Annotated in this window: 15 protein-coding genes and 3 tRNA genes; 16 read left to right on the forward strand and 2 right to left on the reverse strand. The window is 35.0% G+C overall.

Annotated features, from left to right (window positions below; all coding sequences use genetic code 11):
• The first annotated feature begins 3 nt into the window (after positions 1 to 3).
• From BMY13_RS07885 to BMY13_RS07925, 9 genes are all read left to right on the forward strand, one after another.
• Positions 4 to 807: a pyruvate, water dikinase regulatory protein gene (locus BMY13_RS07885; protein WP_092492536.1), complete on the forward strand. Its 804-nt coding sequence runs from the start codon at positions 4 to 6 to the stop codon at positions 805 to 807.
• Positions 808 to 1,197: 390 nt separating this feature from the next.
• Complete coding sequence (gene dnaG / locus BMY13_RS07890) at positions 1,198 to 3,012, forward strand: DNA primase (RefSeq protein WP_092503744.1); 1,815 nt, start codon at positions 1,198 to 1,200, stop codon at positions 3,010 to 3,012.
• A gap of 26 nt (positions 3,013 to 3,038) precedes the next feature.
• Positions 3,039 to 4,160: an RNA polymerase sigma factor RpoD gene (gene rpoD / locus BMY13_RS07895; protein WP_092492538.1), complete on the forward strand. Its 1,122-nt coding sequence runs from the start codon at positions 3,039 to 3,041 to the stop codon at positions 4,158 to 4,160.
• A 242-nt stretch (positions 4,161 to 4,402) separates the two neighbouring features.
• The gene (locus BMY13_RS07900) at positions 4,403 to 4,960 is read left to right on the forward strand and encodes a hypothetical protein (RefSeq protein WP_092503746.1); all 558 of its coding nucleotides are present in this window, start codon (positions 4,403 to 4,405) and stop codon (positions 4,958 to 4,960) included.
• A gap of 81 nt (positions 4,961 to 5,041) precedes the next feature.
• Positions 5,042 to 5,428 (forward strand): cytochrome c550, encoded by a 387-nt coding sequence (gene cccA / locus BMY13_RS07905; protein ID WP_092503748.1) that lies wholly within the window; start codon positions 5,042 to 5,044, stop codon positions 5,426 to 5,428.
• A gap of 112 nt (positions 5,429 to 5,540) precedes the next feature.
• Positions 5,541 to 6,272 (forward strand): tRNA (adenine(22)-N(1))-methyltransferase, encoded by a 732-nt coding sequence (locus BMY13_RS07910; RefSeq protein ID WP_092503750.1) that lies wholly within the window; start codon positions 5,541 to 5,543, stop codon positions 6,270 to 6,272.
• On the forward strand, positions 6,247 to 7,362 hold the full coding sequence (locus tag BMY13_RS07915) for a Nif3-like dinuclear metal center hexameric protein (RefSeq protein WP_092503752.1): 1,116 nt from the start codon (positions 6,247 to 6,249) through the stop codon (positions 7,360 to 7,362). Before BMY13_RS07910 ends, BMY13_RS07915 begins: the two co-directional genes overlap by 26 nt.
• 153 nt (positions 7,363 to 7,515) lie before the next feature.
• Positions 7,516 to 8,829 carry a DEAD/DEAH box helicase gene (locus BMY13_RS07920; RefSeq protein WP_092492543.1) on the forward strand — a complete coding sequence of 438 codons (1,314 nt, stop codon included), beginning with the start codon at positions 7,516 to 7,518 and terminating at the stop codon, positions 8,827 to 8,829.
• Positions 8,830 to 8,844: 15 nt separating this feature from the next.
• On the forward strand, positions 8,845 to 9,738 hold the full coding sequence (locus BMY13_RS07925) for a deoxyribonuclease IV (protein ID WP_092492544.1): 894 nt from the start codon (positions 8,845 to 8,847) through the stop codon (positions 9,736 to 9,738).
• 156 nt (positions 9,739 to 9,894) lie between these two features.
• On the opposite strand, the gene BMY13_RS07930 is transcribed toward BMY13_RS07925, so the two are convergent.
• Complete coding sequence (locus BMY13_RS07930) at positions 9,895 to 10,179, reverse strand: DUF2624 family protein (protein WP_092492545.1); 285 nt, start codon at positions 10,177 to 10,179, stop codon at positions 9,895 to 9,897.
• Positions 10,180 to 10,267: 88 nt separating this feature from the next.
• Between BMY13_RS07930 and BMY13_RS07935 the strand changes: the two genes are divergently transcribed.
• Both BMY13_RS07935 and BMY13_RS07940 read left to right on the forward strand, forming a co-directional pair.
• Positions 10,268 to 10,978 carry a lytic transglycosylase domain-containing protein gene (locus tag BMY13_RS07935; protein ID WP_092503754.1) on the forward strand — a complete coding sequence of 237 codons (711 nt, stop codon included), beginning with the start codon at positions 10,268 to 10,270 and terminating at the stop codon, positions 10,976 to 10,978.
• A gap of 88 nt (positions 10,979 to 11,066) precedes the next feature.
• Positions 11,067 to 11,507 carry an MATE family efflux transporter gene (locus BMY13_RS07940; RefSeq protein WP_092503756.1) on the forward strand — a complete coding sequence of 147 codons (441 nt, stop codon included), beginning with the start codon at positions 11,067 to 11,069 and terminating at the stop codon, positions 11,505 to 11,507.
• Between the two features lie 14 nt (positions 11,508 to 11,521).
• On the opposite strand, the gene BMY13_RS07945 is transcribed toward BMY13_RS07940, so the two are convergent.
• Complete coding sequence (locus BMY13_RS07945) at positions 11,522 to 11,872, reverse strand: hypothetical protein (RefSeq protein ID WP_092492548.1); 351 nt, start codon at positions 11,870 to 11,872, stop codon at positions 11,522 to 11,524.
• A 73-nt stretch (positions 11,873 to 11,945) separates the two neighbouring features.
• Between BMY13_RS07945 and BMY13_RS07950 the strand changes: the two genes are divergently transcribed.
• The 5 genes from BMY13_RS07950 to BMY13_RS07970 all read left to right on the forward strand — a co-directional run bounded on the left by BMY13_RS07950 (position 11,946) and on the right by BMY13_RS07970 (position 15,053).
• Positions 11,946 to 12,581: an NfeD family protein gene (locus BMY13_RS07950; RefSeq protein WP_092492549.1), complete on the forward strand. Its 636-nt coding sequence runs from the start codon at positions 11,946 to 11,948 to the stop codon at positions 12,579 to 12,581.
• Between the two features lie 341 nt (positions 12,582 to 12,922).
• On the forward strand, positions 12,923 to 14,548 hold the full coding sequence (locus tag BMY13_RS07955; protein ID WP_092492551.1) for a Na/Pi cotransporter family protein: 1,626 nt from the start codon (positions 12,923 to 12,925) through the stop codon (positions 14,546 to 14,548).
• A gap of 257 nt (positions 14,549 to 14,805) precedes the next feature.
• Positions 14,806 to 14,880, forward strand: a tRNA-Asn gene (locus BMY13_RS07960).
• Between the two features lie 3 nt (positions 14,881 to 14,883).
• Positions 14,884 to 14,960 (forward strand) — tRNA-Met (locus BMY13_RS07965).
• 17 nt (positions 14,961 to 14,977) lie between these two features.
• A tRNA-His gene (locus tag BMY13_RS07970) sits at positions 14,978 to 15,053 on the forward strand.
• The last annotated feature ends 5 nt before the right edge of the window (positions 15,054 to 15,058 follow it).

Raw genomic sequence — 15,058 nt, forward strand, 5'->3', positions numbered from 1 at the left:
ACCATGGGTGTAAAACCACTAGTTTATGTTTTGTCCGATTCCGTTGGAGAAACTGCTGAATTAGTAATAAAAGCAGGTTTGAGTCAATTCAATAATGGGGAATATAATATACAGCGAGTGCCATATGTAGAGGATAAAAAAACGATTGATGAAACCGTACAGATTGTACAAGAAAAGCAAGGAATTATCGGATTTACACTCGTAGATCCAATTCTACGAAAATATTTAAATACAAAGGCAAAGGAAAAAGATATTGAAGCAATTGATATTATGGGTCCAATGATGGATGCAATGGAGAAATTCTTCGATCATAACCCGCGCCTTGAGCCTGGATTAGTCCATAAATTAGATGAAGACTATTTTAAACGTGTAGAAGCAATTGAATTTGCGGTTAAATACGATGATGGCAGGGACCCACGTGGTATTGCTAGAGCTGATATTATTTTAATTGGTGTTTCACGCACTTCTAAAACCCCTTTATCACAGTATTTGGCACACAAAAGGCTGAAGGTTGCCAACGTACCCATTGTTCCTGAAGTTGATCCACCTGAGGAGCTATATGAAGTAGATCCGAGAAAATGTATTGGATTGCAAATAAGTCCTGAAAAACTCAATGAAATAAGAAGAGAAAGATTAAAGGCATTAGGACTTGGTGACCAAGCAACATACGCGAATATGGAAAGAATACACCAAGAGCTAGAGTGTTTTGATGATCTAGTTAATAAAATTGGATGCAGGACTGTAGATGTATCCAATAAAGCTGTGGAAGAGACAGCCAATATTATCTCTCATATGATTAAAAAATAGCTTAACTTATATTAAAAACATTCTATGAATAAGTAGAATGTTTTTTAATGGCAATCCTAATGATTTTGTATTATAATTATTTTTTGTGTCAAAATAAAATAATAAACTATGCAATGTTGAGCATCTGACGTATTCAGAAAAATAAAACATTAAGATATAGGAAGGAATATTACTCAACTATGTAGAAATACAGTGTATAGGCATTATAATAGTTTGTCATAGGGTTTATACAAGCCTGTCAAGAGGTACAATAATACAACAAGTTAAACAAGTCCTTCTAAGTTTTATACTCCATAGAAGGAAATTTTTTCGACTTTCTAAAAAAACTTTGTCGAATCATGAAGGATTTTCTTAACAAGTATCGAATTATATTAAAGCATGGTGGTAAAAATGCCAAATCAAATACCGGAAGAGGTAATTGAAGAAGTACGTAAATCCAATGATATTGTTGACGTCATTGGAGAATATGTTCAATTAAAAAAACAGGGAAGAAACTTTTTCGGACTTTGTCCATTTCATGGTGAAAATACTCCATCCTTTTCGGTGACGCAAGAGAAGCAGATTTTTCATTGTTTTGGTTGTGGTAAAGGTGGAAATGTATTGACGTTTCTAATAGAGATGGAAGATTACTCTTTTTATGAGGCTCTAAAGTTTCTAGCCAGCAGAAGTGGAGTAGACTTACCTGAAACAGGGATGAACAAAGAATCATCCATGTCGGAAGAAAATCAAAATATACTATCTGCTTACGAATGGATTACTAAACTTTATCATCACTTATTACGATATACGAAAGATGGTAAAGAGGGCTATCAATACTTTAAAGACCGAGGTATCACTGACGAAACGATTGATGTTTTTCAATTAGGATTTGCACCAAATGTAAAAGACTTTACAGCTGAGTTTCTTCAGAAAAAAGGCTTTCATCAACAGATACTTGTTAAAGCTGGTTTACTTTCTCTAAATGAAGATAATAGTGTAACTGACCGATTTCGAAGCAGAGTCATATTTCCAATTCGGAATCACTTAGGGAAGTCCATAGGTTTTGGTGGTCGAACAATTGGAGATCAGGAGCCAAAATATCTGAACAGCTCTGAAAGTGAATTGTTTCAAAAGGGACGTATCTTATACAATTTTGATTTAGCCAAAAAACACATTCGTAAACAAAGCGAAGTAGTTCTATTCGAAGGGTATATGGATGTTATTTCAGCATATCAGGCAGAGGTAAAAAATGCTGTAGCAACTTTAGGAACTTCACTTACAGAATCACAAGCAAAACTATTAAGGCGTTATGTTGATACAGTGACTATCTGTTATGACGCTGATAATGCAGGCACTGAAGCAACATACAAAGCTGCTGTTTTGTTACAAAAGATTGGGTGTCATGTAAAAATAGCAAATTTAAGGGAAAACATGGATCCAGATAGTTTTATACACGAATTTGGTGCTACTGCATTTAAAGATGAGGTTATTAAAGCAAGTAATACGTTTACGAGCTTTTACATGCAATATCTTAAAAAGGATTTCAACCTTAGTCTTGAAAGTGACCGTATACAATATATTGAAAGTGTACTTAAACAGCTTGCAATGATTGAGAGTTCTGTTGAACGGGAATATTACTTAAAAGAAATAAGTAATGAATATAATGTAACAATGGAATCATTAACACAAGAAATCCAGAGCCATCGGCAAAAGATGGGCATTGGTAAGGATAAGAGAGAAAAGAACAGATATACTAATAGGGCACCACAATTTCAACAAACAAAAAAATTACTACCAGCTTTTCATAATGCAGAAAGACAGCTTATTGCATATATGTTGCAAGACACTTCTATTACTGATAAAGTGCAGGAGGAAATAGGTGCATCCTTTAATGTTGATGAGCATAAAATTATTGCTACACATTTGTATGCATTCTATGAAGAAGGTCATCAAGCCGATGTCAGTATGTTTATTGAAACGTTGACTGATGACAATTTAAGGCGTTTAGTTACAGAGGTTGCAATGATTCCTGTTCTTGAAAATATAAGTGATAAGGAAATCAGTGATTATATTCGGATAATTCGTGCTGAAAATAGCAGTAAAGATAGTATTCAGGCACTTAAAGAAGAACAAAAATTAGCCGAACAACAAAACGACCCAATAAAGGCTGCAAGGATTGCAATGGAGATTATTGAATTGCAGAAGCAGTTAAAGAAATTAAATTGATATTGTAGTTGGAAGGAGGGGGACTCATGGCCGAAAATAAGCCTTCACAAACAAAAGAAAATGAAAATGAACTAACACTGGATCAAGCAAAAGATCAATTGCTTGAAATAGGAAAAAAGCGCGGAGCACTGGCTTATGAAGAAGTTGCTGATCGTTTATCTAGCTTCGAAATTGAATCCGAGCAGATGGATGAATTTTATGGGTACCTAGCAGAGCAAGGTGTAGAGGTTATTGGTGATTCAGAAGAAGATCCTAAAATGCAGCAAATTGCAAAAGAAGAAGAATTTGATTTAAATGATTTAAGTGTACCACTCGGTATAAAGATAAATGATCCCGTTAGAATGTATTTAAAAGAAATAGGGAGAGTGGATTTACTTTCGGCTGCTGAAGAAATCGATCTAGCTCATCGAATTGAAAATAATGAAGATGAGGCAAAAAGACGTCTAGCTGAGGCTAACTTGCGTCTTGTAGTTAGTATTGCAAAGCGATATGTTGGTCGAGGTATGCTTTTTCTTGATTTAATTCAGGAAGGTAATATGGGTCTTATCAAAGCTGTTGAAAAATTCGATTATCGTAAAGGGTTTAAGTTTAGTACGTATGCTACATGGTGGATTCGTCAAGCAATTACAAGAGCAATTGCGGACCAAGCGAGAACAATACGGATACCAGTCCATATGGTTGAAACGATTAACAAACTTATTCGCGTACAGCGCCAATTGTTACAAGACCTTGGAAGAGAACCAACACCAGAAGAAATCGGAAAAGAAATGGAACTTTCTCCTGATAAGGTTCGTGACATCCTAAAGATAGCTCAGGAGCCAGTCTCACTTGAAACACCAATAGGGGAAGAAGATGACTCCCATTTAGGTGATTTCATAGAAGATCAAGAAGCAGTTTCTCCGTCAGATCATGCTGCTTATGAACTTTTAAAAGAACAACTGGAGGATGTTCTAGATACACTTACTGACCGGGAAGAGAATGTATTACGTTTACGTTTTGGTTTAGATGATGGACGAACAAGAACACTGGAGGAAGTTGGTAAAGTGTTTGGCGTTACAAGAGAACGAATTCGTCAAATTGAAGCAAAAGCTTTACGGAAGCTTAGACATCCTAGTCGTAGTAAACGATTAAAAGATTTTTTGGAATAAATCGTTTCAGTCATTAAGCACTATTTGTTGGCAGTTAAGAAAGTATAGATACTTTCTAACTGCATAAGTGCGACTAAGGCTTGCATGCACACCAGAGTATAAGGTGTTCTAAGAAGATAATTTACGATTTGAAAACAAATCTCTTTAACGATAAGCCAAATTTTCTAGTGTTCAATGACTGTTTACATTTTTATAAAAAAATTTGATAAGTTGTAGGTTATAACTGCATCGGGGTGATTCTTATGTCGGATAGGCGAATCGCAACAGTTGTTGAAGAAATCCATTATTGGAAAGAGCATAATTTACTACCCGATGTGTACTGTGATTTTCTTTTGGCTATATATACAAATGGTGAGGGTGTCGGAGAAGAAAATACTGGAAAAAATAGGATAAATATCTTAACAGCTATTCAATTAACTTTATTAAGCTTATTATTACCATTTGCTTTCCTAGTTATTTATTTTACCGAATTTCCTGCTTCACTACAAGTAAGTACCTTATTTTTATTTGTAACATATTCTTATTGGATGTCTAGAGTCTACAGTCAAAAGCTTACGATCTATTATCATCTTTCTATAGTAACTTTTCTGCTGTTGTTGCTTTTAATGTCGATATATATAAGTACATTATTTACTGCTAATCAATGGTTTCTGCAATTTGTGATGATTATAAATGTAATTTCATGGTATTTTTTTAGTCGGCGAATCGATATTAAATACCTTAAAATTGTTAGCATATTTGGTATAGCATTTGTCATTTTATATATTGTTTTACAAAAAATTCACATCTTATCCCTTTAAACAAATTTGTTTTTCGAGTAAAATATATATAGCTTTTGAAACAAAATAGAGATTAAGGGGATTACATAAGGAGGAACTACGATGAAGAAGAACCCAGTCATCCCTTATGCAACTATTGCTGTAATAGGGATACTCTTAGTAGTTGTTATATCGTTTGTTGGCCTGGATCAACGTCAGACTATTGAAAAAAAAGAGAAAAATGGTGGCGAAAATACGGAAGAAAAGTCACAAGAGGGAGAAACCACTAGTGACCCTTCTAAAGTTTTTGAAAGTAATTGTGCTAGCTGTCATGGTGCAGATCTTTCTGGTGGAATGGGACCAGCATTAAATAAAGTTGGAAGTAAGTACTCCCAAGAGGAGATTAGAGAAATTATCAAAACTGGTTTTCCTGATGCTGGTATGCAAGGAAATATCATACAGGGTGAAAAAGCCGATGCTGTTGCAAAATGGCTTTCCGAACAAAAGTAGATTTTTAGGATACTTATAGTTTATTATGCTAAAAGAGTAAGCTGACTGATATCATGCAGAAGGCTTGCTCTTTTATGCTATTAGACGTGTGTCAATAATGAAGGAGAAAATAATGAATAACATAATTAAACTTTCTGAACGATTGAGTACCGTTGCAACGTTTATCACGGAAGGTGCTGTTTTTGCAGATATCGGATCTGATCATGCGTATTTACCATGCTACGTTTGTTTATATGACAGCAAAGCACATGCAATTGCAGGTGAAGTAAAAGAAGGACCTTTCAAAAGTGCTATTGAGACAGTTAATAAATATGATCTATCATCTAGGGTACAAGTACGATTAGGTGATGGATTGCACGTTATACAAGACAGAGAAGTAAATCTGCTTGTTGTTGCAGGTATGGGCGGTACGCTTATAAGATCCATTCTCGAAGAAGGTAAGGACAGATTATGCGGTGTGCAACGAATTATCGCACAGCCAAATGTAAATGAACGAAATGTTCGAAAATGGCTTTATGAAAACAACTACACCATTACCTGCGAGGAAATACTAGAGGAAAATGGACATATTTACGAAATAATTGTAGCAGACAGAAATGCCGCTAGAAGTCCGTATAAAATGGATCTATTGCAAAAACAGCTATTATTCGGACCACTGTTATTAGAACATAAAACAGAAACGTTTATTAAAAAATGGAAAAATGAGCTTTCGAAGCGAATCAGAGTTATCGATGAAATGAAAAAGGCAAGAGAACAAAATCAGAATAAAATAAGCGAATTTGAAAAAGAATTGTCTTGGGTACAGGAGGTTTTAAAAAATGGCGGTGACAACTCGAAACAGTGATATTTTTCAGTTGATGGAAAAATGGGCACCAAAGCATCTGGCATACGATTGGGATAATGTTGGATTACAGGTTGGATCATTCAATAATCAAGTAACCAAGGTGATGGTAACTTTGGATGTCCTGGAATCTGTAGTGGATGAAGCAATAGAAAAGAATGTTGACTTAATAATTGCACACCATCCTCTATTATTTAAATCGGTGAAACAAGTAAATGTGGACACATTTCAAGGCCGAATTATTCAAAAGTTAATACAGCACAATATTTCTGTATACGCTTCCCATACAAACCTTGATACTGCTGACGGTGGCGTAAATGATATGCTTTGTGATTTGCTTAATATTAATCGAACAGAAGTATTACAACAGACCTATCAGGAGGAACTGGTAAAAATTTCAGTATTTGTACCAAAGACACATATGAACGAAGTGCGAGAAGCCATGAGTGAAAATGGAGCAGGATATATTGGTGACTATAGTCATTGTACATTTCAAACAGAAGGTCAAGGGACATTTATGCCGCAGGAAGGGGCAAATCCGTATATCGGTACAGCTAACAGTTTAACATTCGTGGATGAAGTTAAGGTTGAATCAATTATACCACAGCCTAAATTAGCACGTGTTGTTGAGGCAATGATTAATGCACATCCATACGAAGAAGCTGCCTACGATGTAATGCCACTTCATAATTCAGGGCAAACTTATGGTATTGGTCGTATTGGAACATTAGATAAAGGATTAACTTTGCAAGACTTTTCGGAGCAAGTTAAACGTGTACTTGAGGTTCCATCCTTGCGCGTTACCGGTGATTTAACTAAAAAGGTAAGAAAAGTAGCTATTTTAGGTGGTAGTGGTGAAAAATTAATTCATACAGCTAAAAAAATGGGGGCAGATGTATTCATTACAGGTGATATGACATTTCATGCCGCTCAGGATGCCTGGCAAATGGGGTTATCAGTTATCGATCCGGGACATCATGTAGAAAAAGTAATGAAAGAAGGAGCAAAGGAATATTTGGATAATCACCTCAATAATAAGAATATAGAAGTTATTCTGTCCAACTCAAACACTGAACCGTTTCAGTTTATATAATGCATGTAATGTTAAACTACATTATAATAGATATAAGCTGGTATTTGTAGGCAGTTGAGAAAGTGAAATACGCTTTCTACAAAAGCCCTATAACGATAACAGGTTTTCTAAGCTATTGGATGATTGATTATCATCAAAAAGGAGTACTATTATATGGAAAATAATTTTAAGCAGTTTGTATTTCACCCAGTATTGTCAGACACTATCGATCACTTAGGATTTAAACACCCGACTGAAATACAGCAAAAGGTGATGCCAGCAATTCTTAAAGGTAAAAGTGTTGTAGGACAGTCACATACAGGGTCCGGAAAAACACATGCATATTTATTACCTTTATTTAATCAGATAGACGCTAGCAAACGCGAAGTGCAGTTTGTTATTACTGCTCCGACTCGAGAACTGGCAATGCAGATACATGAAGAAGTTAAAAAGATTATTCATTATGCAGGAAAGAAAGAAATTTGGAATGCCAAGTTATTGGTTGGTGGAACTGATAAGCAGAAAATGATGGAGAAACTAAAGGAACCACCACATATTATCATTGGTACGCCTGGCCGAATATTGGATATAGTCAAAGAAGATGCCCTTTCTTTATATTCTGCAAATTCGTTTGTTATCGATGAAGCAGATCTTATGCTTGATTTAGGGTTTATTAATGAGGTTGACCAATTACTGGTGCGAGCAAGAAAAGACGTTCAGTTACTTGTATTTTCAGCGACTATTCCACAGCGATTAGAGCATTTTTTCAAAAAATACCTAGAGAACCCTTTACATGTAAAAATTGATGATCAACTTTCGCCTGAAACGATGGAGCATCGATTAATTGCTTTAAAACACAGGGATGAATCCGATGTTATTATAGAAATTTCCAAAACGATACAGCCCTATCTGGCAATTATTTTTACAAATGGTAAGGATATTGCTAATACACTTGCAGCTTCTTTGCAGCAAAAGGGACTTGATGTTGGGCTCATACATGGCGGATTAAAGCCAAGGGAACGTAAACGAGTACTAAAGGATATCCAAAGCCTTCGATACCAATATATTGTTGCAACTGATCTAGCCTCACGCGGAATAGATATAAAAGGGGTAAGTCATGTCATAAACGCACAACTCCCTAAAGAAGAAGATTTTTATGTGCATCGTGTGGGACGAACAGCTCGTGCCGGGATGGAAGGTACAGCAATCAGTTTATATGCTGATCAGGACATAAACCTGATTCAAAGGCTGGAGCAAAAAGGCTTGACGTTCACATTTTTTGATATTAAGAATGGAGAGTGGAAAGAAGCAAAGTCATGGAATGAGCGTGAATTACGTACTAAAACGAAAACAGATATTGATTCACAAGCTTGGAAACAGGTTAAAAAGACTAAAAAGGTAAAACCTGGATATAAGAAAAAGATGAAAAGGGAACAAGAAAATATAAAAAAACAAATGGTAAAAAAAACTAATAAAAAGAAAAGATAAATTGAGGTGGAGTAATTGCTAAAAATTGGATCACACGTATCGATGAGTGGGAAGAAAATGTTATTAGGCTCAAGTGAACTAGCGGAATCATATGGTTCTAATGCATTTATGATTTATACTGGTGCACCACAAAATACAAGAAGAAAGCCTATTGAAGAGCTAAATATAACAGCAGGAAGAGAACACATGAAAGACAATGGAATAGAGGACATCGTTGTTCACGCTCCTTATATAATAAATATAGGGAATACAGTTAAAAAAGAAACATTCGAACTAGGTGTAACTTTTTTACGAAATGAAATAGATCGTACTGCTGCAATTGGAGCCAAGCAAATCGTTCTTCACCCCGGTTCACATGTCGGTGAAGGAGCTGATAAAGGTATTGAAAGAATAATCGAAGGATTAAATGAAGTCCTAGAAAAAGATAAAGATGTACAAATTGCATTGGAAACAATGGCTGGTAAAGGATCAGAGGTTGGGCGTACCTTTGATGAATTAGCACGAATTTTTGATGGTGTTACACATAATGAAAAATTATCGGTCTGTATGGACACATGTCACATACATGACGCTGGATACAATGTTGTGAATGATTTTGATGGCGTTTTGGATGAATTCGATAAGATTATAGGTATAAATCGATTAAAGGTAATTCATGTGAATGACAGTAAGAATGAACAAGGTGCCCATAAAGACCGTCATGAAAACATTGGCTTTGGTCATATTGGGTTCGAGGCATTACAACATGTTATTCATCATCCACAATTAAAGCATTTACCTAAAATATTGGAAACGCCTTTTGTCGGTGAAGATAAAAAGAATAAGAAACCCCCATATAAATTCGAAATTGACATGATTAAAGAAGGCAATTTTATTCCTGACTTAAAAGAAAAAATAGTAAGCCAATAAACTCGAAGGGAATGACGTTTAATATGTCATTCCCTTTTTTTGCAGGCAATTAAGGATTGGTGAGTCAAGTTTTCTAATTTAGGCTGTTTTAGTAAATATTATAAATTGACAATATTTATCAAAAGAGCCCTGGTTTAGAAAGCAATAATTAGGGTATTAATTAAATAAGTGTTCTAACCCATAAGCCTTGATAAGTTCGTGAAATAGTTTTTCTGATTTTTTTGCTGTCTCCCTATCGGTGATTCGTGATAGTTCTATTAACATTTTATGCCTACCTTGATCGTCAAATGGATCCACGGAATGATTTTGTAAGTAGGATATAATCTGCTGAGCCTGTAAACGAGTAATAATAACACCATTTTGCTTACTGTAATGGAGCAGTTCTTCCGTTGAAAGCTGCTTCATTTTTTTGATGGCCAAATCTTTAATAAATTTTGACATTTCCATACTCCTCTAAAATGAATACTGATTTACTATATGCAAAACCAATTAAAAAATTTACTTGTTCAGTAAACTAAAGGAGGTAATTATGGATCAACAACATTCACAATTATTTAAACAACTTATTGTATTTATATGTATTAGTACTATATTTACCGTTATATCTTATTCGTACTTACAAGAAAATAACCAATTAGATTCTAGAAACAACCATCTTGAAGCAGAGAATCAAAAATTAACATTAGAAAATGATTATTTAGATTCAGAGCAGTTACTTGATGCAAAAAAAAATAGTTATTACTCATGGACTTATGTAAATAAACAAGCTAATAAATTGGTTAAAGATAGTAATGGCAAGTTTAAAAAGTCCTGGGCTATATATTTAGTTCAGGAGGCTGAATCATTTGATATAAGCCCATATATAGCTTACGAACTATTTAGAGTTGAAACAGGTAATACGTTTGATCCTAATCTCGTGGGCCCTGAAACTAAATATGGTAAAGCGTATGGAATGGGGCAAATTATGAAGAATACAGCACCTTGGATTGCTGAGATGTCTGGGATACCATATAATGAAGAATTATTATTCAATCCATACTATTCCATTCATTTAACGTTCGTATATTTGGATTTTCTTCATAAACAATATGGCAATTGGGATAAAGCGCTAACTGCATACCATCGTGGCATAGGAGGATTAAAAAACTATCTTGATAAAAATGGACATGCCAAAAGCTGGTATGCGCTTGAAATTAAGAATAATGCTGAAGATTATAAGCAATTTACAAATGCAAAATGATGGTTACCATCAACTACCATCATTATAATCATCAAGTTCTCCATAAACTATGAACGCACCTCATTTAAAGGAAAGAGAGGTCTTGAATATGGATGAGTTTACCCGTCAAAACAATGTGGAAGATGATCTGAACAAGAAGCAACAACCAGAAACACGTGATATGGACATGGTTGGAACAAATTTAAGCGGACAGCCACCTGTTGAATCAGAAGATGTACCAGAAACCCCAGCTGCAAACAGTAGAAGGGATGATGAAGAATTTGCTGCTGAAATGACAGCAGATGATATAGGCGACACAGTTAAAAATGAAGAAGATACCGAAGGCACTCAAGCAAACAGTGCTTTTGGATGGATGGCTTTAGCACTATCCATTATTTCATTCTTTATCATGCCAATAATTCTTGGAGGAGCCGGGATAATAGTAGGTTTTATAGCAAGAAACCGGGATGCAGAAACACTTGGTAACACTGCAATAATTGCAGGTGCAGCTTCAATTCTTATTACACTTTTTGTTCTTCCATATGTTTAGAAAAGAGAGGCTGATTAATTATCAGCCTCTTTTTCATATATTGGAAATGAGTAAAATTCGTTAGGTTGTAATTTTTTAGGGTCTACGGTGGGGTTTAAAACTTTAAAGTCTGCTACAATTTTAGTAACATCTAAATTATTAGTTAGTTGTGGATTTATTTTTTCAACTATTGTAAGAAGTGTATCTCCATGATGAACTTTCACTTCCATTACTGATATATTTTTGGTATTTGTTACATATTCTTCTTGTGGTTGCTTAGTTTTATTTATTGATGTGAGAGTTGTTCCAATACTTAAATCTTTATATATACTTATAAAAAATAATGCAATTAAAATATATATAAAAGTTTTTAAAATATTATTCATTTTTTTACCCCTCTTTTGAAACAATTTATATCATTAATACGTACAATAATTGACGGAAAAAGGAGGCTTGTACATGGATATTTTTTCATTAGATTGGATAGGCTTCATTATCACTGGATTTGGGACTTTATTTCTTATCGGTGAAATGCTGGTCAATATGCGTGGATTTTTCGGACTTATGGGGTTAGGGTTTATAACTGTATATTTTGCAGTTTATCTGGAAACAGGCTCCTTTATTATTATGCTTATTGTTTATTTACTTGGATTATTACTTATTATTATTGATGGTAAAGTAATTAATGATGGTACTCTTGCAACAATTGGTTTAGCTTGTATGCTTACAGCTGTAGCATTAACTGCACCAAATCTCTATGCAGGCATGTACGCAGTTATTGGCGTTCTTTTAGGTGGATTTTCATCATTATTCTTCTTGAAAGTATTTAAACGGCGGGATATGTGGTCAAAACTAACGTTAGTAGATCAATTAACTAAAGAAGCAGGGTATAACTCGATGAATGAGGAATATGAACAGTTATTGAATGAAGAAGGTAAAACAGTAAGCAACCTCCGCCCAGTTGGTACGGTTCGAATTAAAAACAAAAACTACAGCGCTATTTCAAATGGTCAATGGATCCCCGAGAATACCAAGATAAAGGTAGTAGATGTGGATGGGACCAGAATTCTTGTTGAAAATACAAATAATGAATAAAAAGGTAATACTCATTGAATCGACTTGGTTCATGGGTGTTATTTTTTTGAGATATACAAAGATAAAATTATTGTAAATCAATTTGTCTTTATTGAAGGCTCTACCAAAGCCAAAGCAATTTCATTATTAGAACCATTGATTGATAAACCAATTTTTCTACGTTTAAGAATGAAAAGCCTTAAGTTAGGGTAGTTAATAAGTATAGTATTATTTTTAGCATACATATGAATGTAAATTTTATGTAAAGTTTTAAATAATTACTTTACAAACGGTGAATTTATCTTTAATAATGGACAAGGTATGTGACAGTTTTCAACAGGATTCGAAGGGTGGTATAATGTTTGGATATTGATGTACAGAAAATGATATTTGAGTTTATTGGTGGTTTGGGAATATTCTTATTAGGTATTAAGTATATGGGTGAGGGTCTGCAGAAAACAGCAGGCAATCGACTACGAGATATACTTGATAAGTTCACTAGTAACCCTTTCCTAGGTGTATTAGCAGGTATAATTGTTACTATCTTAATACAAAGTAGCTCTGGTACAACGGTCTTAACAGTCGGGTTGGTTAATGCAGGCTTTATGACTCTTAGACAAGCTATTGGTGTTATAATGGGCGCAAATATTGGTACCACTGTGACTGCATTCATCATAGGTATAGATTTAGGTGCCTATGCACTACCAATAATAGCTGTTGGTTGTTTCCTTTTGTTTTTCTTTAAAAATCAAAAAGTTAACAACATTGGACAAACCGTATTTGGTTTTGGTTCCTTGTTCTTTGGTTTAGAGTTAATGAGCAGCGGGATGTCACCATTACGTAGCCTGGAGGCATTTCAGGAATTAACTTTAAATATGAGTTCCAATCCTATTTTAGGCGTTATAATAGGAACATTGTTCACAGTAATTGTGCAAAGTTCAAGTGCTACAATAGGTATACTGCAAGGGTTGTTTTCTGAAGGAGCAATTGAATTGAAGGCGGCAGTACCAGTTTTATTTGGTGATAATGTTGGTACAACTATTACGGCTGTTCTTGCGTCAATCGGAGCAAGTGTAGCAGCAAAACGTGCAGCTTATGTACATGTAATTTTTAACTTGGCAGGTACAACTGTATTTCTTGTTCTTTTGGGGCTTTTTACTCAATATGTTTTATATTTGCAGTCAAGTTTAGGTTTGAATCCAGAGATGACTATTGCCTTTGCACATGGTAGCTTTAACTTAGTAAACACAATAGTGCAATTTCCATTTATTGGTGCTTTAGCCTGGATTGTAACCAAAATTATTCCAGGAGACGATACCATTGTCGAATATAAACCAAAACATTTAGACCCTATATTTATCCAACAATCTTCTACTTTAGCGTTAGATCAGGCAAAATCAGAAGTGATTCGCATGGGAGAATATGCATATAAAGGACTTGAAGAAACAAACTTATATTTGACAACACAAAGCCAGAAACATTCAGAAATGGCAATGCAAATAGAAGGTGCGCTTAATAACCTGGATCAAAGAATTACGGATTATTTAATTGAATTATCTGGAGAGTCCATGTCTGAACTGGAGAGCGCGAAACACACAGCGTTAATAGACTCTGTTCGTGATATTGAACGAATTGGGGATCACTTTGAGAACATCATCGAGTTAATTGATTATAAAATTTCAAATAAAGTTTACTTGACAGAACAAGCTGAAGAAGATTTAAATAATATGTTTGATTTAACTATATTAACAGTCAAACAAGCAATAAAAGCTCTTGATCAAATGGACCGCGAGGAAGCACTTGCGGTAGTACAAAAAGAGGACGAAATAGACAAGATGGAACGTACTTACCGGAAGAAGCATATCATTCGTATGAATGAAGGCTTATGCAGTGGTTCAGCCGGAATAGTATTTGTCGACATAATTAGTAATCTGGAACGAATTGGTGATCACGCAGTTAATATCGCTGAGGAAGTATTAGGTGAGTAATATTTGAGGAGGTGCAATGCACCTCTTTATTTTTATTGAAAACCTCTCAATAAAATGCTATAGTGTTTAATGGTGCTTCTAATTGGTGCTTCTTCATAAGATTTTCATACATAAATAAAAATTAACGTCTAAGTTATTGACAGATTCTGTCGTACATGGTAAATTATATTTCGTCGCTAATTAATTTCAAATCAATTTTCAACACGAAGAGCACGAAAAATAAGGTTGTAACACCTTGATAATTTACTTAAGATTATTCCACAGTAGCTCAGCGGTAGAGCAATCGGCTGTTAACCGATCGGTCGTAGGTTCGATTCCTACCTGTGGAGCCATATGGCGGTGTAGCTCAGCTGGCGAGAGCGTACGGTTCATACCCGTGAGGTCGGGGGTTCGATCCCCTCCGCCGCTACCATAAACTATATATTAATGGCGGTCGTGGCGAAGTGGTTAACGCACCGGATTGTGGCTCCGGCATTCGTGGGTTCAATCCCCACCGGTCGCCCCATTAAG

The sequence above is a fragment of the Virgibacillus subterraneus genome (genome assembly GCF_900110695.1).
GTDB lineage: Bacteria > Bacillota > Bacilli > Bacillales > Amphibacillaceae > Lentibacillus > Lentibacillus subterraneus.